Raw genomic sequence first — 20,936 nt, forward strand, 5'->3', positions numbered from 1 at the left:
TCGCGGGCCGCAGCGGTTTTCGCACGAGCGGATTCTAGGCGACTCTCCAAGGCCTTGCGAATGTATCCGTCGCTCGCCGAGGGGCACGGGCCGACGCGCGCAGGAGAGAGAGGCAGCTCGGCAATGCAGATCACAAAAGGCTCACTTCGGCTGCACGTTCGGATTGCCGCCGGGGCTGCCGGGCGGCGGAATCACCGGCGTCGTGCCGCCCTCCGGGGTCGGCGCGTGCATCTCCGGATCGACCCCGCTCGGCGGACACAACACGCCGTTGGTCTTCGCCAGCTTGTCGCCGAGCGGCTCGCCGGCGCGGCCGGTGGTGATGCCGTCGGGCGTCGCCGTCGCGCGGACGTTCGGCGCGCAGGCGGCATTCGCGTCGGGGGCCGGTGCCGTCGCCTGCGGCGGCGTGGCCGGCGTCGGGGGCGCCTGGGCGTGGGCCGCAGCCGCGGCCGAGGCCAGTGCGAACGAGAGGAACAAGGATTGCCTGATGCTCATGGCGGGGCAACGCAAACCCCGCGCTCGCGTTCCGCGCGGAGGGCATGGCAAAGCGCTGCCAGAGTATCTGGCGATCAGCCCTTGCGGTAGCGAATGAGCGAGAAGTGTCCGAGCGGCGGCATCGGCCGGCGCTCGGCCAGCGTGACGCCGCCATGCTTCGCGGCCCAGTTCACGAGGCGAGCCCAGGGGAACTCCGGCCGCCAGCCAAGCCGGCGCGCGATCGGCGCGAAGGCGAGCTCGAAGAGGCGGCGCGGGCCGCTCTCGGCGCCGATGTGGTTGACCAGGATCAGCTCGCCGCCGGGCTTCAACACGCGGATGAAATCGTCGAGCGTCGCTTCGGGATCCGGCACCGCGGTGATGACGTATTGCGCGACCACCGCGTCGAAGAAATTGTCGGGAAAAGCGAGATGCTTCGCGTCCATCACCGCAAGCGTCTCGACGTTGAAGAGCTTCAGCTCGCGCACGCGGGCCTGCGCCCGCCGCAGCATCGGCTCGGAGATATCGACGCCGCAGATCTTCGTGGTCCGGGCATAGTCCGACAAAGACAGGCCGGTGCCGACGCCGACGTCGAGAATGCGGCCGCCGATGCGATCGGCTTCCGCGATGGTCGATTGGCGGCCCTGATCGAAGACCTTGCCGAACACCAGATCGTAGATCGGCGCCCAGCGCTCATAGGCCTTTTCGACCCCCGCGCGGTCGATGTCCCCCATGCCCCTGCCCCGAATGATGGATGCTGATCAGCCGCGGACCGGCTCGGCCACGCGCTGCGGCCTGATCACGTTGCCGCCCAAGCTGCTGCTTTCCGCAACAGCGCTCTGGATGAAGCCGCCGCCGAGCACGCGGGCGCGGCCGGACGCGGCATCGTAGAACACGCAGGCCTGGCCCGGCGAGACGCCCTCTTCGCCGGCGACGAGCTCGACCTCGTAATGGCCGTCCGCACCGCGCAGCCAGGCCGGCTGCGGCGGCCGCGTCGAGCGCACCCGCACGAACAATTCGAGGCCCTCGCGCGCGGCCGCGTCGAGCGCGCCGTCACCGATCCAGTTGACCTCGCGTAGCGTGATGCGATGCGTCCGCAGCGCCTCGCGCGGGCCGACCACGACGCGGCGGGTGGCGACGTCCAGCTTGACGACGTAGAGCGGCGCGCCGGCAGCGATGCCGAGGCCCTTGCGCTGACCGATCGTGTAGTTCGCGATGCCGTGATGCACACCGAGCACGCGGCCCTGGAGATCGACGATCTCGCCCGGCTCCATCGCGTTCGGGCGCAGCTTGCCGATGATGTCGGTGTAGCGGCCGGTCGGCACGAAGCAGATGTCCTGGCTGTCGTGCTTGTCGGCGACCTCCAGGCCGAAGCGGCGCGCGAGCTCGCGCACCTCCGGCTTGGTCATGTCGCCGAGCGGAAAGCGCAGATAATCGAGCTGCTCGCGCGTGGTCGCGAACAGGAAGTAGCTCTGGTCGCGATCGCTGTCCGCCGCGCAAGTGAGCGCGCGCGATCCGTCCGCCAGCCGCCGCGAGGCGACGTAGTGGCCGGTGGCGAGCACGGAGGCGCCGAGCTCGCGCGCGGTCTTCAGGAGATCGCCGAACTTGATGGCGCGGTTGCACTCGATGCACGGCACCGGCGTCTCGCCCGAAGCGTAACTGGCGGCGAAATTGTCGATCACCGACTCGCGGAAGCGGTCTTCGTAGTCCAGCACGTAATGCGGGATGCCGAGGCGCTCGGCGACGTTGCGGGCATCGTGGATGTCCTGGCCGGCGCAGCACGCGCCCTTGCGGTGCGTCGCCGCGCCGTGATCGTAGAGCTGCAGGGTGATGCCGACGACGTCGTAGCCTTCCGACTTCAACAGCGCGGCCGTCACCGAGGAGTCCACGCCGCCGGACATGGCGACGACGACCCTGGTGTCTTCGGGACGGCCTTCGAGATCGAGACTGTTGAGCATGATCCGGTCACTGCGATCGCGGCGTCAGGCAACGGGTTCCCGGCGCGGGAACGCCTCGCATGCGCCGTCTTTGCGGATGGCTTGCTTCGGGCGATCTCCGGACAGGACGTCCTGATCGGAAACAACACGAAAGCATCTGTCTCTAATATAGGCGCACTTCCTGCGAAGCAATTGCGCCGGTCGCAGATGCCGGCGGCAAATCTTGCCGGCCGGGCAGAAATGGCGAGGACGCAGCGGGGGATCCACGCCCCGATCGATTCCATAAGAATTTGAATTTGTTGACTATTTTTGACAGAACTGGCTTGGCCCGCTCCTTGCTGAACTGCTTCGTCGAGTTCATCGCGAGAGGTTCCAAGGTGTTCAGCGTCACGTCAGACATCCAGGCCGGCACGGCTCTCAAGACCACGGCGCCGAGACAGTCCCGTCAGGACGCTCCGCAGCCGGCCGACAGCTTCTCGGCGCTGGTCGACGCCGCGACTCCGGATCCGTCGACAGCGTCGCCGCCCACCTCCGCGTCGCCGTCACCGCGCGCCGGCAGCGCCTCCACCCCGAGCCGCGAGCCGGCGCGGGCCGGCGACGCCGATCGCACCGCCCAGGCCAGGTCGCAGGACAAGCCGGCGGACAAGGCCGACGGCAGCAGTGCGGGCGCCGACGCCAGCGGTCCCGATACCACGGCCGACGCGACCACCGGCACGCCGACCAAGACCGATGCGGCCGGGACCGCCGACGGCAAGACCAGCGACGGCAAGACCGGCGACAAGAAGGACGGCGATCAGACCAGCGCGGATGCGAGCGCCGTGACGACCGCGGTAGCCGAGCAGACCCTGACCGTGGCGACGCCGGTCGCCGTCGTCATCCAGCCGGAGACCATCCTCGCCAACCCTGCTACCGGCGATGGCACGTCGGACGGCGACGGCCCATCCAACGCACCCGGCGCCACCGCGCCCGTCGGAACGGCCGGTGTTGGCCCGCAGGGCTCGGTCGATGCCGCAGCAGGTCTGCTGGCAGCCGCAGCCAAATCCACCGGCGCGGCCAAGGATGCCGACGGAGCCGGATCCGCCGCGGCGGCGCCCGAGACGGCAACGGCGGCCTCCGGCGACGCTGCCGCATCTGCCGATCAGACCTTCACCGCCGCGCTCGATGCGGCCGTTCCCGGCGGCACCAAGACGACGGGCAAGCCGGGCACCCAGACCAAGACGGGGCTCGCCGACGGCGCAGCCGGCAAGGTCACCGAACCGGGCAATGGCGACGTCCAGGCCGCTCAGCAGCCGGGCCATGGCGCCCTCGCCCAACAGCCCGCTGTTGCAGCCAAGCCGGACTCCGTCGAGGCCGGCGACGGGAAGGCGAATGGCAACGTGCAGGCACCAGCCTCACATGATCGCAACGCCGCGCCGACGACCAGCCCGACCAACGCGCCGGCGCCCGACCCGAGCGCACAGGCCACGGCCGCCGTGCAGCCCCAGCTGTCGACGCCGGCCGCATCGACCAGCCAGATCACCTCGGCCAACCTGACCGCGACAGCCGCCACGGTGGCCACCGTGCCGCTGCACGGGCTTGCCGTCGAGATCGCAGCCTCCGCGCTCAACGGCAAGAGCCGCTTCGAGATCAGGCTGGATCCGGCCGAGCTCGGCCGCATCGACGTCCGCATCGACGTCGACCGCAACGGCCAGGTGACCTCGCATCTGCGGGTCGAGAAGCCGGAGACGCTGGCGATGCTGCAGCAGACGGCGCCGCAGCTGCAGCAGGCGCTGCAGGACGCCGGCCTCAAGAGCAACAACAGCGGATTGCAGTTCTCACTCCGCGACCAGAACTCGTCCGGCCAGAACGGCGGCGATTATCAACAGAATGGCAACGCACAACGCCTGATCGTGACCGAGGACGAAAACGTCCCGGTCCAGCTCGCCGGCCGGTCCTATGGACGGATGTTCGGCGCGCAAGGCGGCGTGGATATCAGGGTTTAACAGGAGGCTTCCATGGCAATCGGCGACGCAATCACGTCAAGCCCGCCAGTCTCGGGCACGACCAACACCAATTCGTCATCCGGAAACAGCAACCTCGGCTCGAGCGCGGGCTCGACGATTGCAGGCAACTTCCAGACCTTCCTGACGCTGCTGACGACGCAGCTGCAGAACCAGAATCCGCTGGATCCGCTCGACACCAACCAGTTCACCCAGCAGCTCGTACAGTTTGCCGGCGTCGAGCAGCAGCTCAAGACCAACGACCAGCTCGCATCGCTGCTCACGATGCAGCAGACGGCACAGGCGACCCAGGCGCTGGCCTTCGTCGGCAAGACCGCGGTCGTCGCCGGCGACACCACCAGCCTGTCCAGTGGAAAGGCGAGCTGGGGCCTCACCATCCCCAAGAACTGCAATCTGACGGTCAACATCATCAACAAGGCCGGGCAGACCGTCTTCACCGGCAAATATACGGCCAACGCCGGTGACAACCAGACCTACAGCTGGAATGGTCAGGGCAATGACGGCACGCAATGGCCGGATGGACAGTACAAGATCACGACGGTGGCGACCGACGCCACCAACGGCAATCCGGTTGCGATCAAGACCCAGGTCCAGGGCGCGGTGTCCTCGGTCGACCTGACCCAGCAGCCGCCATTGCTGACGATCGGCGGCCAGACCTACACGGTCAACCAGATCCGGCAGATCGTCGGCTAGCCCCCAAGCAACCGGCTCCTGAGACCGCGGATGCGCCTGCAGCTGAGCTTGAACATCAAGCTCTGCTGCCGCGACGACACGTCAGCGTAAGCGCCGGAAATTCTTAACCAATCATTTACCACGATTCCGCTCCCGGGGCGTCTCGCCACCGGAAGTGGCGGCGTTCGCGCACATCGCCGGATTCGCGCCCTTGGCTTAGGCAAATTTTAAGCGAGGCGGCGTAGGGTCTTACCGTGAGTTCAGTGGTTAAGAGTTTGTGAGTACGCCATGACAGAACCCCATCGCCCGAGGGTGAAATACGTCATCGGGCCTGACGGCAGCCCGCTCACCATCGCGGATTTGCCTGCCCCAGGCACCAAGAGGTGGGTCATTCGCCGGAAGGCGGAAGTCGTTGCCGCCGTTCGCGGCGGCTTGCTATCCCTCGAGGAAGCGTGCAGCCGCTACACCCTGACCGTCGACGAATTCCTGTCGTGGCAGTTCTCGATCGACCAGCACGGTCTGGCCGGCCTGCGCACCACCCGAATTCAGCAATATCGCCAATAGATCGTTACCGACGCGACTGGATTTCTTCGAAAATCGGCTTGGCCCCGCCAAGCCGATTTTTTGCATGTCTACACTTTGTTAGGACCCTTTAACCACCGTTAACCATATCGAAACCTTCCCATAGGCAATAATTGCCCAGTGGTTCGTTTCAACCTCCGCAACCCGTCCCGCGAATGGCGGGGGCAGCGGCTGACATCGGATCGCCACCTGGAATGCGGGTGTTGGTGAAGGTTAAGGATTGAATTTCGCGATCTATGCAACCGGCCGTAAAGGCCCGCGAAGCTCAAATCACCTTTCAGCAGCCACCCGTCGAAATGCCGAACTATGGGGCAGTTGCTTGCAAGGTCTCTTGGACTTTCTGAAGGGTTTGGGCGCCGCGCGGCTCACCGCCATGATCGCAGTCACCGCTGCTCTGATCGGCTTCTTCGGTTTCGTCATCATGCGCGTGACGGCGCCGCAGATGACCACCCTCTTCACCGACCTGACCATGGAAGACTCCTCCAGCATCATCAAGGATCTGGAGCGGCAGGGCATCGCCTTCGAGATCCGCAATGAAGGCAGCGTGATCCTGGTGCCGAAGGACAAGGTCACCCGGCTGCGCATGAAGCTCGCCGAGGGCGGCCTGCCCAAGGGCGGTGGCGTCGGCTACGAGATCTTCGACAAGTCGGACGCGCTGGGCACCACGAGCTTCGTCCAGAACATCAACCATCTCCGCGCGCTCGAGGGCGAGCTCGCCCGCACCATCCGCGCCATCGACCGCGTCCAGGCGGCACGCGTCCATCTCGTCCTGCCGGAGCGGCCGCTGTTCTCGCGCGAGACCCCGGAGCCGTCCGCCTCGATCGTCGTGCGCGTGCGCGGCACCCTCGAGCCGGCGCAGATCCGCGCCATCCGCCACCTCGTCGCTTCCGCCGTCAACGGCCTGAAGCCGCAGCGGGTGTCGATCGTCGACGAGGCCGGACAGCTGCTCGCCGACGGCACCCAGACCGACATCGACCAGCAGGTCGGCGACGAGCGCCGCAACGCCTTCGAGAAGCGGATGCGCAAGCAGGTCGAGGACATCGTCTCCTCGGTCGTCGGTGCGGGCCGCGCCCGCGTCCAGCTCTCCGCCGACTTCGACTTCAACCGCATCACTCAGACATCCGACCGCTACGATCCGGAAGGCCGCGTGCTGCGCTCGAGCCAGACCCGCGAAGAGCAGTCGGCGACCAACGAGAGCAACGGCCAGGTTACGGTCAACAACGAGCTGCCGGGCAACCAGCAGAACCAGCCGCCGCAGCAGCCGCGGGACCAGAGCAAGAAGACCGAAGAGACCAACAATTACGAGATCTCCCGGACCACCAAGACGGAGGTCACCGAGGCCGGACGGGTCAACCGCATCTCGGTCGCGGTGCTGGTCGACGGCGCCTACTCCAAGAACGAAAAGGGCGAGCTGGTCTATCAGGAGCGCAGCAAGGACGAGCTCGACCGCATCGCCGCGCTGGTCCGCTCCGCAATCGGCTTCGACCAGAAGCGCGGCGACCAGGTCGAGGTGGTCAACCTGAAATTCGCCGACGCTCCCACGGTGCCGCAGATCAACGAGCCCACCGGCTTCCTCGGCATGCTCCACTTCACCAAGGATGACGTCATGTACGTCATCGAGCTCGCGGTGATGATGCTGCTCGGCATTGTCGTCGTGTTCATGGTGGTGCGGCCGCTGGTGAAGAAGATCATTGCCACCGAAGAGGTCGCCGCCCTGGGCGGCGGCCTGCCGGCGCTCACCGACGAAACCGTCCAGGCAGCCGCTCACGCCCAGCAGACCGCCAGCCTGATCGACGTCGCCCAGGTCCAGGGCCAGGTCCACGCCCAGTCCGTCCACCGGGTGGGCGAGCTGGCCGACCGCAACCCGGGCGAAGCCGCCGCCATCATCCGCCAGTGGCTCGCCGAGCCGCAGCAGAACTGATCCCACCGACGTGAACCGCCTGAACTGAAAAGAACGTAGACGCCATGTCGCTGCCGCAGACCCAGAACGCCAACGCCAACAACAACGACATTTCCACGGTGATCGCGACGCTGGCGAGCCGCCAGGCGCAGCGCCCGAAGACCGAGCCCTTGAGCGGCCCGCGGCGCGCTGCCGTGATGATGCTCGCGCTCGGCGAGCAGTATGGCGGCAAGATCTGGCAGCAGCTCGATGACGACGAGGTGCGTGAGCTGTCGCTCGCGATGTCGACGCTGGGAACCATCGAAGCCGACGTCGTCGAGGACCTGATGCTCGAATTCGTCTCGCGCATGTCTGCTTCCGGCGCGCTGATGGGCAATTTCGACGCCACCGAGCGGCTGCTGCAGCAATATCTGCCGCCGGAGCGCGTCAACGGCATCATGGACGAGATCCGCGGCCCGGCCGGCCGCAACATGTGGGAGAAGCTCTCCAACGTCCAGGAAGAAGTGCTCGCCAACTACCTCAAGAACGAATATCCGCAGACCATCGCGGTCGTGCTGTCCAAGCTGAAGCCGGAGCATGCCGCGCGCGTGCTCGCGATCCTGCCCGAGGACATGGCACTCGACGTGATCGGCCGCATGCTCCGCATGGAAGCGGTGCAGAAGGAGGTCATCGAGCGGGTGGAGCAGACCTTGCGCACCGAATTCATGTCGAACCTGTCGCAGACCCGGCGCCGCGACGCCCACGAGGTCATGGCCGAGATCTTCAACAATTTCGACCGCCAGACCGAGACCCGCTTCATCACCTCGCTGGAGGAAGATAACCGGGAGTCAGCCGAGCGCATCAAGGCGCTGATGTTCACCTTCGACGACCTGATCAAGCTCGATTCCGCCTCGGCGCAGACGCTGCTGCGCAATGTCGACAAGGACAAGCTCGGCGTGGCGCTCAAGAGCGCCAACGAGGAGGTGCGCAACTTCTTCTTCGGCAACATGTCGTCGCGCGCCGCCAAGATGCTGCAGGACGACATGGCCGCCATGGGACCGGTGCGGCTGCGCGACGTCGACGAGGCGCAGGCCCTGCTCGTCAATCTCGCCAAGGATCTCGCCGCCAAGGGCGAGATCATGCTCAGCAAGAACCGCGCCGACGACGAACTGGTGTATTGATGGCTCAGCCCGCGAAATTCCTGTTCGATACCGACTTCGCCGCGCCGGAGAAGACGACGCGGGAGCGTGCGGCCACGTCCGCCGAGATCGCACAGAAGGTCGCGGCCGCCGAAGCCGCCGCCTACCGCAACGGCTATGAGGCGGCGCAGCGCGAAGCCAAGGTCGAGGCCGACCGCCGCGTCGCGTCGGCTCTGGAGCAGATCAACATCCAATTGCAGGGCATCTCCGCCCGCTTCGAAGGCATCGAGCAGCGGATGGAAACTGAGGCCGTCGATGTGGCGGTCGCCGTCGCCCGCAAGCTGTGCGCGGCGCTGATCGAGGCGGAGCCGCTCGGCGAGATCATCGGCCTCGTGCACGACTGCTTCGCGCATCTGGTGGCCACGCCGCACCTCGTGCTGCGCATCAACGAGACGCTGTACGAGCTCGCCCGCGAGAAGATCGAGAAGCTCGCCAAGCAGAGCGGCTTCGAGGGGCGCCTCGTGATCCTCGCCGAGCCGGAGATCGCGACCGGCGACTGCCGCATCGAATGGGCCGATGGCGGCGTGGTGCTGGAGCGCGCTGCGATCGACGCCAAGATCAACGAGCTGGTCGGACGCTACATGGCGTCCAGGAAGAACTAGGCCGCTGTGGCGGCCGAAGGAGTTTAAGTCATGAGCGACAACGAGATCCCGCTTCCCGACCTCAATTCCGCGGACGCGCCTCCCCTGGGCGGGGACGTCGGCTACAATGAAGAAGAGCATGCCGCGCGCATCGCGGCCGACCTCGAGGCAGTGTTCGACGTCCCGGTTCAGGTCTCGGCCGTGCTCGGCCGCTCGAAGATGGATGTTGGCGAGCTCCTGAAGCTCGGGCCCGGCACTGTGCTCGAGCTCGACCGCAAGGTCGGCGAGGCGATCGACATCTACGTCAACAACCGGCTCGTGGCACGCGGCGAGGTGGTTCTGGTCGAAGACAAGCTCGGCGTGACGATGACCGAAATCATCAAGTCCGACCGCAACTGACAGGCATGACCTGCGTGCCGATCGAGAGCGGCGCGACCGAATAGGAGACCAACATGCGGCTTCTCATCGTCGGAACGCTGAAGGGCCAGTTGACGACGGCCACCAAGATCGCCATGGAGAACGGCGCCACCGTCACCCATGCCGAGGACAACGAGCAGGCGATGCGGGTGCTGCGCGGCGGCAAGGGTGCCGACCTGCTGCTGGTCGACGTCGCGCTCGACATCCGCGACCTGGTGATGCGGCTCGACGCCGAGCACATCCACGTGCCGATCGTCGCCTGCGGCATCACCAGCGATGCACGCGCCGCGGTCGCCGCCATCCATGCCGGCGCCAAGGAATACATTCCGCTGCCGCCGGATCCCGAGCTGATCGCGGCGGTGCTCGCCGCCGTCGCCAACGATTCGCGCGACCTCGTCTATCGCGACGAGGCGATGGCCAAGGTGATCAAGCTCGCCCAGCAGATCGCCGGCTCCGACGCCTCCGTGATGATCACCGGCGAGTCCGGCACCGGCAAGGAGGTGCTGGCGCGCTACGTCCACACCCGCTCGGCCCGCGCCAAGCGTCCCTTCATCTCGATCAACTGCGCCGCGATCCCCGAGCATCTGCTGGAATCCGAGCTGTTCGGCCACGAGAAGGGCGCCTTCACCGGCGCGGTCGCCCGCCGCATCGGCAAGTTCGAGGAGGCCAATGGCGGCACTCTGCTGCTCGACGAAATCTCGGAAATGGACGTGCGGCTGCAGTCCAAGCTGCTGCGCGCCATCCAGGAGCGCGTGATCGACCGCGTCGGCGGCACCCGCCCGGTGCCGGTCGATATCCGCATCATCGCGACCTCCAACCGCAACCTTGCCGACGCCGTTCGCGAGGGCACGTTCCGCGAGGACCTGCTGTTCCGCCTCAACGTCGTCAACCTGAAGATCCCGCCGCTGCGCGAACGCCCCGCCGACATTCTCGAGCTGGCGCAGCATTTCGCGCGCAAATACTCCGATGCCAATGCCGTGCCGCTGCGGCCGATCTCGGCGGAAGCCAAGCGCATCCTCACCACCAATCGCTGGCCGGGGAACGTGCGCGAGCTGGAGAACACGATGCATCGCGCGGTGCTGATGGCGCAGGGCGACGAGATCGGGCCGGATGCCATCCTCACGCCGGACGGCACCCGTCTCGACATCGGCAAGACCCAGCCTGCTGTCGCGCATGCTACGATGGCCGCGGAACAGGTCACACGCGCTTTGGTCGGCCGCACGGTCGCCGATGTCGAACGTGACCTGATCCTGGAGACCCTGAAGCACTGCCTGGGCAACCGGACACATGCGGCCAATATCTTGGGCATCTCGATCCGCACGTTGCGCAACAAGCTCAACGAATATGCCGACGGCGGCGTGCCGATCCCGCCGCCAGGCTCCGGCGACACGCCGCGCGTGCCGAGCGCCGTATAATCTGCCCATCCGGATCGTTCTCGGCGGCGCGCTGGCCCTCGGCGCGCCGCTTGCCGTTTCGCCGGCTGATGCCGCAACGCGCGGCGTGCTGTCCGGCTGCTGGGAGCAGACGTCGCACGCACCGCTCGTCAATCCGTCGTCGGGTCAGGAATGGGGCGCCCGGAGCTGGTGCTTCGCAGGCAAGGGCAAGCTGATCTCGCGAACGATCGCCTGTGGCAGGGAGGGCTGCGACGGCTGGGACAATGAACGCAGCTATCGCTGGCGGCCGCCCACCCTCTCGTTGTCCGATGCCGAGACGTCGCCGGATGGCGGGCGCATCAAAGTGTGGCGCCGCTGCCGCGTGCAGTTTCTGACCGACGATTGGATGCAGCTACAGGACTGTCAGCAGTCCCCGGATCCGTGGGGTCGCGAGAACACGCCGGCGCGTCGTCGCCGGGCACCACCTCACGAATAGTTCGGCGCCTCAGGATTGCGGAAAATGTGAATGGGATCGCCGGGCGTGAACTCGCGTTGCGTCAGCACGGCATAGGCATAGAGCGCGAGATACAGGATCGCGACGGTGCCGATCACGTAGAGCGCCCAGGTTCCGATCCGTTTCATCAGCTCCGCCGCAAACACCGCCTCAAGGCCGCGGTGCTTTTACGGCGTTCAGCTTCGGGACGCCACCCTGCGACCAACCGCCGCTCACCCCCTACGGCACGTCCTGCGGATCGGCCCCGCCGAGGGGGGCAAGTCGGGCGATGTCCGCGTCGCGGTCGACGTGCACATAGCCGCCATGCCAATACGCCAGGGCTGCCGCTTGCGGCGCCACCTCGACATGCACCACGCGGCCGATCACGATGCCATGGGAATGCCGCTCGATGATCTCCTCGACCTCGCAGTCCAGCGCGGCGAGCGCCCCGACCAGGAGCGGCACGCCGGTCACGTGCTTGCGCCACTCGGCGCCGGCGAACCGCTCGGCGCCTCTGAGACCGCCTTTACCCGAGAACCGCTCGGCCACGCCGATCTGGTCCGCGGCGAGCAGATTGGCGCCGAAAACACGCTCCCGCTGCAGGATCGGCCAGGACGAGGCGTTCCGGTTCAGGCTCACGATCACCGAGGGCGGCTCGATGGACAGCGACGCCAGCGAACTCACGGTCATACCGGTCACATCATCGCCGCGCCCTACGGTGATGACGCTGACGCCGCCGACCAGTTGGCGCATCGCAGAGCGGAAGTCAGGCTGAAGCGCCGTAGCATCGGGCATGTGACGGATGATGGAGTTCATTGCGATGATATCTCCTAACCCGCCGTGCCCGGTCCAAGCAACTGGCCCAGGATCGAGCCTTCCAGCGCCGCAAGCTCCGCAGAGCCGCGCTGGCGCGGGCGCGGCAGATCGACCCTGATGTCCTCGGCGATCCGGCCATTCTCGATGACCAGAACCCGGTCGGCCAGGGCCACGGCTTCCGCCACGTCATGGGTGACCAGGATTGCGGTGAAGGTTTGATCGGCCCAGACCCGCTCCAGCAGCCGCTGCATCGCGATCCGCGTCAACGCATCGAGGGCGCCGAGCGGCTCGTCGAACGCCAGCAGGCGCGGACCGCTGACGAGCGCGCGCGCCAGCGCGACGCGCTGCTTCTGGCCGCCGGACAGCACCGCCGGCCATTGGTCGCGCTTGTCGGCGAGACCCACTTCCTCCAGCGCCTGCCGCGCGCGCTCATGCGCGCCGGCGGCCTTGCGCTCGCGGCCGAGGCCGACCTCGACATTGCCGAGCACCCGCGCCCACGGCAGCAGCCGCGGTTCCTGGAACATGACGCGGACGTCCTCGGGCCGCGCCGCGGCTTCACCGAAGCTGATGCTGCCTGACGTCGGCTTGTCCAGACCTGCGATCAGGCGGAGCAGCGTGCTCTTGCCGCAGCCACTCTGACCGACGATCGCCACGAACTGACCGGCCGGAATCTCGAGATCGATGCCGCGCAGCACCTCGTTGTCGCCGAACGCCTTGCGAAGGTCGCGGATCACCAGCGGCAGGCCGCGCGTCTCGGGTTTGGCCGGGGTCACGCCTGGCTTCCTCGCGCGGCGGAAGGCCTCAGCCTGCCCGATCACGTCAGTGCCGTCGATCGCCTCGGCGCCGGACACGGGAATTCGGAGCGCTTGCTGCATTTACGAACCTCAATGTTTGCTGAAGGCCGGATGCCAGGACAGCGTCATCCGTTCCAGCACCCGCGAAGCGCTGTCGGCGACCTTGCCCAGCAGGGCGTAGATCAGGATGGAGAGCACGACGACGTCGATCTGCATGAACTCGCGCGCCTGCATCGCCATGTAGCCGAGGCCTGAAGAGGCCGCGATCGTCTCGGCGACAATCAAGGTGAGCCACATGATGCCGAGCGCGAAGCGAAGGCCGACGAAGATCGACGGCAGCGCGCCGGGGAAGATCACGCGGCGAAACAGCTCGCCGTCGGTCATGCCGTAGACGCGGCCCATTTCAATGAGTTGCGGATCGACGGTGCGAATCCCGTGCAGCGTGTTGAGGTAGACGGGGAAGAACACGCCGAGGGCCACCAGGAACAGTTTTGCGCTCTCGTCGATGCCGAACCACAGGATGACCAGCGGGATCAGCGCCAGATGTGGCACGTTGCGCACCATCTGCAAGGTGGTGTCCGTCAGCTTCGCCGACAGCTGCGACAGGCCATTGGCGAGCCCGAAGGCGAAGCCGATGCTGCCGCCGATCAAGAAGCCGATCGAGGCGCGCCAGAAGCTGACCCAGATGTTGCGGCCGAGCTCACCCGACCACAGCAGCTTCCACCCGGCGCGCGCGACGTCGCTCGGCGCCGGCAGCACCCGCGGCGACACGAGACCGGCGACCGAGGCCGCCTGCCAGATCAGAATGATCGCGAGCGGCACCAGCCAGGGCAGAAATCCATCCGCCTTTGGCACCCTGAGCTTGCGAACCTTGGGAAGGCTTTCGATCAGGCTCATGATTGCGACGCCCGCTGCAGGGGACGATGCTCGTTGGCGATGGTCTCACCGAATGGGCCGGTGTTGGTGCGCAGTTTGGTCACGTTGCCGGCCTGCTCCGACACGTTCAGCCCAAGCTTGGGAAACACCAGCTCGGCGAAGCGGTAGGCTTCTTCGAGGTGCGGGTAGCCGGACAGGATGAAGGTGTCGATGCCGAGCTCCTGGTACTCGCGGATGCGCGCCGCGACCGTGTCGGGATCGCCGACCAGCGCGGTCCCGGCGCCGCCGCGGACGAGGCCGACGCCGGCCCACAGGTTCGGGCTGATCTCGAGCTTGTCGCGCCGGCCGCCGTGGAGCTGCGACATCCGCTGCTGGCCGACCGAATCCATCCGCGCAAAAATCTTCTGTGCCGAGGCGATGGTGTCGTCGGTGACGTGCTTGATGAGGTCGTCGGCGGCCGCCCACGCCTCCGCGTTGGTCTCGCGCACGATCACGTGCAGGCGGATGCCGAACGACAGCTTGCGGCCACGGCTGTCGGCGACGGCTCTCACCTTGGCGATCTTCGCCGCGACATCTGCCGGCGGCTCGCCCCAGGTAAGATACTTCTCGACCGTATCGACGGCGACGTCGATGCCGGCATCCGACGAGCCACCGAAGAACAGCGGCGGGCGTGGCGAATGCACCGGTGGGAACAGCAGCCGGCCATCCTCGACCTTGATGTGCTTGCCGGCGAAGTTGACGGCTTCGCCTTCGAGCAGCGCGTTGTAGACGGTGAGAAACTCGCGGGTGACCTCGTAGCGCTCCTCATGCGACAGGAAGACGCCGTCGCCCTTGTTTTCGACCGGATCGCCGCCGGTGACGACGTTGACCAGCAGGCGTCCGTTGGTGACGCGGTCCAGCGTCGCAGTCATGCGCGCGGCCACGGCCGGCGATTGCAGACCCGGACGCACCGCGACGAGATAGCGCAGCTTCTCGGTGAAAGGCGCCACGGCCGACGCCACGATCCAGGAATCCTCGCAGCTGCGCCCCGTCGGGATCAGCACGCCGAAATAGCCGAGCTGGTCGGCGGCCTGCGCGACCTGGCGCAGATAGTTGAAGTTGACCTCGCGGCCGCCTTGCGAGGTGCCGAGATAGCGGCCGTCGCCATGGGTCGGCAGGAACCACAGCACATTGGGCTTCGAAGCATTGCTCATGTCGTTCTCTTTCGGATCGTGTCGCAGGCGAGCGTCAGGTGGACGGCGTCCACTTCCAGACGATGTCGGCGACGTTGACTTGTTTCGGGATGAGCCCAACCCGGGCGAAGCGGTCGGCGACGGCCTGCTGGCTCTTGATGACCTCGTCGTCGATCGGCACGACGCTATAGACCGAGCGGTCGACGAAGCGCTTGACCGCCTCAAGATCGACGCCGGTGGCCTCGGCCTGGGCCTTGGCGACCTCCTCGTGATGGCTGTTGGCCCACACGCCTTCTGCGGCGAAGGCGGCGTTCAGCCTGGCCACCACGGCCGGGTACTTTTCGACGAAGTCGGAGCCGACGATGTAGAACGAGTTCGGCTTGTGCACGTCTTTGTCCCACGCGATCACCCGCGCATTCTCCTTGAGCTCGGCGAGCGCGAGATACGGATCCCAGATCGACCAGGCGTCGACCGAGCCCTTGACGAAGGCGGCGGTGGCATCGGCGGGCGCGAGCGGCGCCGGCGTGATGTCGGTCCAGGACAGGCCCGCCTTCTCCAGCGCGGCGACCAGGAGATTGTGCGCGCTCGAGCCCTTGCCGAAGGCGACGCGCTTGCCCTTGAGATCGGCCATCGTCTTGATCGGCGAGTCCTTGGGCACGATGATCGCCTGGCTGCTGCCGTTCTGCTTGACGGCGGCCGCATAGCGGATCTTGGCGCTGGCAGCCTGCGCGAAGATCGGCGGGGCGTCGCCGACATAGCCGAAATCGACGCTGCCGACATTGATGGCTTCCAGCAGCGGCGGACCGAACTGGAAGTCGACCCAGACGATGTCGATGCCGACAGGCTTGAACGTGTCCTCGATGGTGCGGCGCGCCTTCACGGCCGGGAAGAAGCCGCCCTTCTGGGTGCCGATCCGGATCTCCTTCGGCTTGTCCTCGGCGCGCAGCGGCGCCGCTGAGGCCATCACCGCAGCCGATGCCAACGACAGTTTCAGAAAATCACGCCGCTTCATTGCCCTCTCCGATCACCCTTGTGCATCTACGTTGATGCGATGCACAGGATGATGGTGGCGGGCGAAACGCGTGTCGAGCACCCCTGGAAAATAGTGATGCCGGTCCTCTCGGCTCACGACCAGAGGGGATGATCGTATCGAGGGCCCCACGCAAAGCAGCGAGAATTTCTCGCAAGCAAAGATGCGATCACGCGTCTTCACGGCCCATCAACCAAGATCTCGGTGGGACCGGCGCGACTCCGCTCTGGCGGTGCGCCGGTGTGCGCGAGGTTCCGCCCGCTTGATCCAGGTCAACGCCGGTTTCCGGAGCTTTCTTAAACATAAGATTAGGCGCGGCCCGGATGCCGCAATCCCTCCTGAACCTCCCCTAGCAGAGAATTCTCTCATGTCGCTCGTTGGCAGCGATGCGAACGCGCATGCGCGTCGCAGACGCATGGAAATTTTTGCCTTCCTGTTTCTCACCGCCGTGCTGATGCCCGCGCTCGCGGTCGCCACCGTCGGCTCCTACGGGCTCACGGTGTGGGTCTACCAGATGATGGTCGGGCCGCCCGGCCCGCCTGCTGCGCATTGATTGGAACGACCACGCCCATGCTCTCCCACCGCACCTCCCTCGACCGCCGCGCGCTGATCACCGGCCGTGTCCTCACCGCCGATCCCGTCGTCGCGCCGGCCAAGGGCGAGATCGCCAGCATCATCGTGCAGACCCGCCCCGAGCAGCTCGATCGCGTCGAAGCCGACATCCTCGCGCTGTCCGGCTGCGAGATCCACGGCCGCGACGAGCGCGGCAAGCTGATCGTGGTCGTCGATGCGCCCGATGCCGGCGCGCTCGGCGCCACCATGAACCGGATCGGACTGCTGCCGCACGTGCACTCCGCCTGCCTCGTCTTCCACGCCATCGACGCCGGCTAATCACACGAGACTCTAATGACCGACATGAAGATCGATCGCCGCCAGATGCTGAAGCTGGAGGCCGCCGCGATTGCCGCGGCCGCCGCCGGCATGCCGAGCGCCTCGCTCGCGGCGAACCTCGTCACCGAGCGCGAAGCCTCCGAGTTGAAATGGGACAAGGCCGCCTGCCGCTTCTGCGGCACCGGCTGCAGCGTGATGGTCGCGACCAAGGACAACCGCGTCGTCGCCACCCATGGCGACATCAAGGCCGAGGTCAATCGCGGCCTGAACTGCGTCAAGGGCTACTTTCTCTCGAAGATCATGTACGGCCATGATCGCCTGACGCATCCGATGCTGCGCAAGACCAACGGCAAATACGACAAGAACGGCGAGTTCACGCCCGTCTCCTGGGACGAAGCGTTCGACGTCATGGCCGCGAAGTACAAGGAGGCGCTGAAGAAGCGCGGGCCTTCCGGTGTCGGCATGTTCGGCTCCGGACAGTGGACGATCTGGGAAGGCTATGCGGCCTCGAAACTGTTCAAGGCCGGCTTCCGCTCCAACAACATCGATCCGAATGCGCGGCACTGCATGGCCTCGGCCGTCGCCGGCATGATGCGCACCTTCGGCATCGACGAGCCGCCCGGCTGCTACGACGACATCGAGGCCACCGACGCGTTCGTGCTGTGGGGCTCCAACATGGCGGAGATGCATCCGATCCTGTGGAGCCGCGTCACCGACCGCAGGCTGTCGGCGCCGCACGTCAAGGTCGCCGTGCTCTCGACCTTCGAGCACCGCTCGTTCGACCTCGCCGACATCGGCATGGTGTTCAAGCCGCAGACCGATCTCTATCTCCTCAACGCGATCGCCAACCACATCATCAAGACCGGCCGCGTCAACAAGGAGTTCGTCCAGGCGCATACGGTGTTCAAGAAAGGCCAGACCGACATCGGCTACGGCCTGCGCCCGGAGCATCCGCTGCAGAAGAAGGCCACCGGCGCAGCCAAGGCCAACGACGCCACCGACATCTCGTTCGACGAGTATGCCAAGTTCGTCTCCGACTACACGCTGGAGAAGGCCGCCGAGATGTCCGGCGTGCCGCTGAATCGGCTCGAGGCGCTGGCCGAGCTCTATGCCGATCCGAAGACCAAGGTGGTCTCGTTCTGGACCATGGGCTTCAACCAGCACACCCGCGGCGTCTGGTGCAACAACCTCGTCTACAACATCCATCTCCTGACGGGAAAGATCAGCGAGGCCGGCAACAGCCCGTTCTCGCTGACCGGCCAGCCTTCGGCCTGCGGCACCGCGCGCGAGGTCGGCACCTTCTCGCACCGCCTGCCCGCCGACATGGTCGTCACCAACAAGGAGCATCGCACCAAGGCCGAGCACATCTGGCAGTTGCCGGAGGGCACGATCCCCGACAAGCCCGGCTATCACGCCGTGCTGCAGAGCCGGATGCTGAAAGACGGCCTGCTCAACGCCTATTGGGTGCAGGTCAACAACAACCTGCAGGCCGGCCCGAACGCGAACGAGGAGACCTATCCGGGCTTCCGCAATCCGGACAATTTCATCGTCGTCTCCGACGCCTATCCGTCGGTGACCGCGCTCGCCGCCGATCTCATCCTGCCGACCGCGATGTGGGTGGAGAAGGAAGGCGCCTATGGCAATGCCGAGCGCCGCACGCAGTTCTGGCACCAGCTCGTGTCGGCACCCGGCGAGGCACGCTCGGATCTCTGGCAGTTGATGGAGTTCTCCAGGCGCTTCAAGATCGAGGAGGTCTGGCCCGAGGAATTGATCGCCAAGAAACCGGAATATCGCGGCAAGACGCTGTTCGACGTGCTCTACAGGAACGGCCAGGTCGACAAGTTCCCGCTCGACCAGATCGAGCCGGGCTATGCCAACGACGAATCCAAGGCGTTTGGCTTCTACGTCCACAAGGGCCTGTTCGAGGAGTACGCCTCCTTCGGCCGCGGCCATGGCCATGACCTGGCGCCGTTCGAGGCCTATCACAAAGAGCGCGGCCTGCGCTGGCCGGTGGTCGACGGCAAGGAGACGCGCTGGCGCTTCCGCGAGGGCTCCGATCCCTACGTCAAGGCCGGCACCGGCGTGCAGTTCTACGGCTTCCCCGACGGCAAGGCGCGGATCTTCGCGCTTCCTTACGAGCCGCCGGCGGAATCGCCCGACAAGGACTATCCGTTCTGGCTGTCGACCGGCCGCGTGGTCGAGCACTGGCATTCCGGCACGATGACCCGCCGCGTGCCCGAGCTCTACAAGGCCTTCCCCGAAGCCGTCTGCTTCATGCATCCGGACGATGCGCAGGAAGCCAACCTGCGGCGCGGCGACGAGGTCAAGGTCGCCTCGCGGCGCGGCTTTATCCGCGCCCGCGTCGAGACCCGCGGCCGCGACAAGCCGCCGCGCGGGCTCGTGTTCGTGCCGTGGTTCGACGAGTCGAAGCTGATCAACAAGGTGACGCTCGACGCCACCGATCCGATCTCGCTGCAGACCGACTACAAGAAATGCGCCGTGCGCATCGAGCGGGTGTGACGATCATGATCAGGAAACTTGCCATGATGCTGGTCGCGGCCAGCGTTGCAGCCGGGTCGAGCGCGCTGCTCGCCCAGAGCGTCAGCTCGTCCCTGCGCGGTCCCGCGCCGCTCAACGACGAAGGCCCGGCGCCGCCGATCCAGCCGATGAAGAACACCGCCGAGAGGGAGGTGCGCAACTATCCGGAGCAGCCGCCGGTGATTCCGCATGCCATCGACGGCTATCAGGTCGACATGCAGGGCAACAAATGCCTGTCCTGCCATGCCCGCGCGCGCACCGCGGAGTCGAAGGCGCCGATGCTGTCGATCACCCACTTCATGGATCGCGACGGCCAGTTCCTGGCCTCGGTGTCACCGCGCCGCTTCTTCTGCACCCAGTGCCACGTGCCGCAGAGCGTCGCCAATCCGCCTGTCAGCAACGACTTCGTCGACATCGACACGCTGCTGGCGCACGACAGGCCAGGTGGCAAGCGATGAGCAGCGCCGACATCCCGGAGGGCGCCAAAGCGCCCGTCCCCGAGAAGCGGCTCGGCCTTGTCCGCCGCGCCTGGCAGTTCATTCTCGACCTCATCGACGTGCTGCTGAAGCCGAGCTCCGTGTTCGGGCTCGGCGTGCTGGTGCTGGCGGGCTTCCTCGCCGGCGTCATCTTCTGGGGCGGCTTCAACACGGCGCTGGAGATCACCAACACCGAGAAGTTCTGCACCGGCTGTCACGAGATGCGCGACAACGTGTTCGCCGAGCTGAAGTCGACCGTCCACTTCTCCAACCGCTCCGGCGTCCGCGCCAGTTGCCCGGACTGCCATGTGCCGCACAACTGGACCGACAAGATCGCGCGCAAGATGCAGGCCTCCAAGGAGGTCTGGGGCCATCTGTTCGGCTCGATCAACACCCGCGAGAAGTTCACCGACCGCAGGCTGGAGCTGGCCTTGCACGAATGGGCGCGCTTCAAGGCCAATGATTCGCTCGAATGCCGCAACTGCCACAGCGCGCAGTCGATGGACATCACCAAGCAGTCGCCGCGCGCCGTCGAAGCGCACCAGCGCTTCCTCTTCACCGGCGAGAAGACCTGCATCGACTGCCACAAGGGCATCGCGCATCATCTGCCGGACATGCGCGGCGTCCCGGGCTGGCAGTAGGCTTCTTCTGGAGGGGAACGAGCGATCGCCGCAGGCACGCTGCGCCCCCTCCCCCGCTTGCGGGGGAGGGCTGGGGTGGGGGCGCCACACGGGCAGTCCCG

General features: G+C 66.4%; 23 protein-coding genes. 14 read left to right on the top strand and 9 right to left on the bottom strand.

What is annotated here, in order from left to right:
• Positions 1-141: 141 nt before the first annotated feature.
• The 3 genes from QX132_RS24890 to mnmA form a co-directional block, all read right to left on the bottom strand.
• The gene (locus QX132_RS24890) at positions 142-492 is read right to left on the bottom strand and encodes a hypothetical protein (protein WP_315757300.1); all 351 of its coding nucleotides are present in this window, start codon (positions 490-492) and stop codon (positions 142-144) included.
• A gap of 74 nt (positions 493-566) precedes the next feature.
• On the bottom strand, positions 567-1,202 hold the full coding sequence (locus tag QX132_RS24895) for a class I SAM-dependent methyltransferase (RefSeq protein WP_315733850.1): 636 nt from the start codon (positions 1,200-1,202) through the stop codon (positions 567-569).
• Positions 1,203-1,229: 27 nt separating this feature from the next.
• Entirely contained in the window at positions 1,230-2,426 is a 1,197-nt protein-coding gene (gene mnmA, locus QX132_RS24900) for a tRNA 2-thiouridine(34) synthase MnmA (protein WP_315733852.1), read from the bottom strand.
• Between the two features lie 356 nt (positions 2,427-2,782).
• Here mnmA and QX132_RS24905 point away from each other — a divergent pair, with 356 nt between their 5' ends.
• The 9 genes from QX132_RS24905 to QX132_RS24945 all read left to right on the top strand — a co-directional run bounded on the left by QX132_RS24905 (position 2,783) and on the right by QX132_RS24945 (position 11,604).
• Positions 2,783-4,387 (top strand): flagellar hook-length control protein FliK, encoded by a 1,605-nt coding sequence (locus QX132_RS24905; protein WP_410052889.1) that lies wholly within the window; start codon positions 2,783-2,785, stop codon positions 4,385-4,387.
• A gap of 12 nt (positions 4,388-4,399) precedes the next feature.
• The gene (locus QX132_RS24910) at positions 4,400-5,098 is read left to right on the top strand and encodes a flagellar hook assembly protein FlgD (RefSeq protein ID WP_315733856.1); all 699 of its coding nucleotides are present in this window, start codon (positions 4,400-4,402) and stop codon (positions 5,096-5,098) included.
• Positions 5,099-5,365: 267 nt separating this feature from the next.
• A complete protein-coding gene (locus QX132_RS24915; RefSeq protein WP_002714638.1) occupies positions 5,366-5,641 on the top strand; it encodes a DUF1153 domain-containing protein in 276 nt (91 codons plus the stop codon).
• Between the two features lie 337 nt (positions 5,642-5,978).
• Positions 5,979-7,580, top strand: a complete 1,602-nt coding sequence (gene fliF, locus QX132_RS24920; RefSeq protein WP_315733858.1) for a flagellar basal-body MS-ring/collar protein FliF — start codon at positions 5,979-5,981, stop codon at positions 7,578-7,580.
• A 44-nt stretch (positions 7,581-7,624) separates the two neighbouring features.
• Positions 7,625-8,719 carry a flagellar motor switch protein FliG gene (gene fliG, locus QX132_RS24925; protein ID WP_315733860.1) on the top strand — a complete coding sequence of 365 codons (1,095 nt, stop codon included), beginning with the start codon at positions 7,625-7,627 and terminating at the stop codon, positions 8,717-8,719.
• On the top strand, positions 8,719-9,339 hold the full coding sequence (locus QX132_RS24930; protein WP_315757304.1) for a FliH/SctL family protein: 621 nt from the start codon (positions 8,719-8,721) through the stop codon (positions 9,337-9,339). Before fliG ends, QX132_RS24930 begins: the two co-directional genes overlap by 1 nt.
• Before the next feature lie 30 nt (positions 9,340-9,369).
• On the top strand, positions 9,370-9,717 hold the full coding sequence (gene fliN / locus QX132_RS24935) for a flagellar motor switch protein FliN (protein WP_315733864.1): 348 nt from the start codon (positions 9,370-9,372) through the stop codon (positions 9,715-9,717).
• A 53-nt stretch (positions 9,718-9,770) separates the two neighbouring features.
• The gene (locus QX132_RS24940; RefSeq protein ID WP_315784177.1) at positions 9,771-11,150 is read left to right on the top strand and encodes a sigma-54 dependent transcriptional regulator; all 1,380 of its coding nucleotides are present in this window, start codon (positions 9,771-9,773) and stop codon (positions 11,148-11,150) included.
• Positions 11,080-11,604: a hypothetical protein gene (locus tag QX132_RS24945; protein ID WP_316163130.1), complete on the top strand. Its 525-nt coding sequence runs from the start codon at positions 11,080-11,082 to the stop codon at positions 11,602-11,604. Before QX132_RS24940 ends, QX132_RS24945 begins: the two co-directional genes overlap by 71 nt.
• Here QX132_RS24945 and QX132_RS24950 read toward each other — a convergent pair.
• The 6 genes from QX132_RS24950 to QX132_RS24975 form a co-directional block, all read right to left on the bottom strand.
• Positions 11,595-11,750, bottom strand: coding sequence for a hypothetical protein (locus QX132_RS24950; RefSeq protein ID WP_315733870.1), 156 nt, complete (start codon positions 11,748-11,750; stop codon positions 11,595-11,597). The genes QX132_RS24945 and QX132_RS24950 overlap by 10 nt on opposite strands.
• A gap of 91 nt (positions 11,751-11,841) precedes the next feature.
• Positions 11,842-12,417 (bottom strand): flavin reductase family protein, encoded by a 576-nt coding sequence (locus QX132_RS24955; RefSeq protein ID WP_315778074.1) that lies wholly within the window; start codon positions 12,415-12,417, stop codon positions 11,842-11,844.
• A 14-nt stretch (positions 12,418-12,431) separates the two neighbouring features.
• Positions 12,432-13,292: an ATP-binding cassette domain-containing protein gene (locus QX132_RS24960; RefSeq protein WP_316163131.1), complete on the bottom strand. Its 861-nt coding sequence runs from the start codon at positions 13,290-13,292 to the stop codon at positions 12,432-12,434.
• 9 nt (positions 13,293-13,301) lie between these two features.
• A complete protein-coding gene (locus QX132_RS24965; RefSeq protein ID WP_315733876.1) occupies positions 13,302-14,108 on the bottom strand; it encodes an ABC transporter permease subunit in 807 nt (268 codons plus the stop codon).
• Positions 14,105-15,280 carry an FMNH2-dependent alkanesulfonate monooxygenase gene (ssuD, locus tag QX132_RS24970; RefSeq protein ID WP_316163132.1) on the bottom strand — a complete coding sequence of 392 codons (1,176 nt, stop codon included), beginning with the start codon at positions 15,278-15,280 and terminating at the stop codon, positions 14,105-14,107. The genes QX132_RS24965 and ssuD overlap by 4 nt, the downstream gene beginning before the upstream one ends.
• Positions 15,281-15,314: 34 nt before the next feature.
• A complete protein-coding gene (locus tag QX132_RS24975; protein WP_316163133.1) occupies positions 15,315-16,271 on the bottom strand; it encodes an aliphatic sulfonate ABC transporter substrate-binding protein in 957 nt (318 codons plus the stop codon).
• A gap of 385 nt (positions 16,272-16,656) precedes the next feature.
• Here QX132_RS24975 and napE point away from each other — a divergent pair, with 385 nt between their 5' ends.
• From napE to QX132_RS25000, 5 genes are read left to right on the top strand one after another with little or no spacing between them, the layout of a single operon-like run.
• Positions 16,657-16,842 (top strand): periplasmic nitrate reductase, NapE protein, encoded by a 186-nt coding sequence (gene napE / locus QX132_RS24980; RefSeq protein ID WP_315733882.1) that lies wholly within the window; start codon positions 16,657-16,659, stop codon positions 16,840-16,842.
• A gap of 17 nt (positions 16,843-16,859) precedes the next feature.
• On the top strand, positions 16,860-17,180 hold the full coding sequence (locus QX132_RS24985) for a chaperone NapD (protein WP_315733883.1): 321 nt from the start codon (positions 16,860-16,862) through the stop codon (positions 17,178-17,180).
• A 15-nt stretch (positions 17,181-17,195) separates the two neighbouring features.
• On the top strand, positions 17,196-19,700 hold the full coding sequence (napA, locus tag QX132_RS24990) for a nitrate reductase catalytic subunit NapA (protein ID WP_316163134.1): 2,505 nt from the start codon (positions 17,196-17,198) through the stop codon (positions 19,698-19,700).
• A 23-nt stretch (positions 19,701-19,723) separates the two neighbouring features.
• Positions 19,724-20,176 carry a nitrate reductase cytochrome c-type subunit gene (locus tag QX132_RS24995; protein ID WP_409999362.1) on the top strand — a complete coding sequence of 151 codons (453 nt, stop codon included), beginning with the start codon at positions 19,724-19,726 and terminating at the stop codon, positions 20,174-20,176.
• Positions 20,173-20,835, top strand: a complete 663-nt coding sequence (locus QX132_RS25000) for a NapC/NirT family cytochrome c (RefSeq protein ID WP_315733889.1) — start codon at positions 20,173-20,175, stop codon at positions 20,833-20,835. Before QX132_RS24995 ends, QX132_RS25000 begins: the two co-directional genes overlap by 4 nt.
• The last annotated feature ends 101 nt before the right edge of the window (positions 20,836-20,936 follow it).

The sequence above is a fragment of the Bradyrhizobium sp. SZCCHNRI20481 genome (assembly GCF_032485055.1).
Classification (GTDB): domain Bacteria; phylum Pseudomonadota; class Alphaproteobacteria; order Rhizobiales; family Xanthobacteraceae; genus Bradyrhizobium.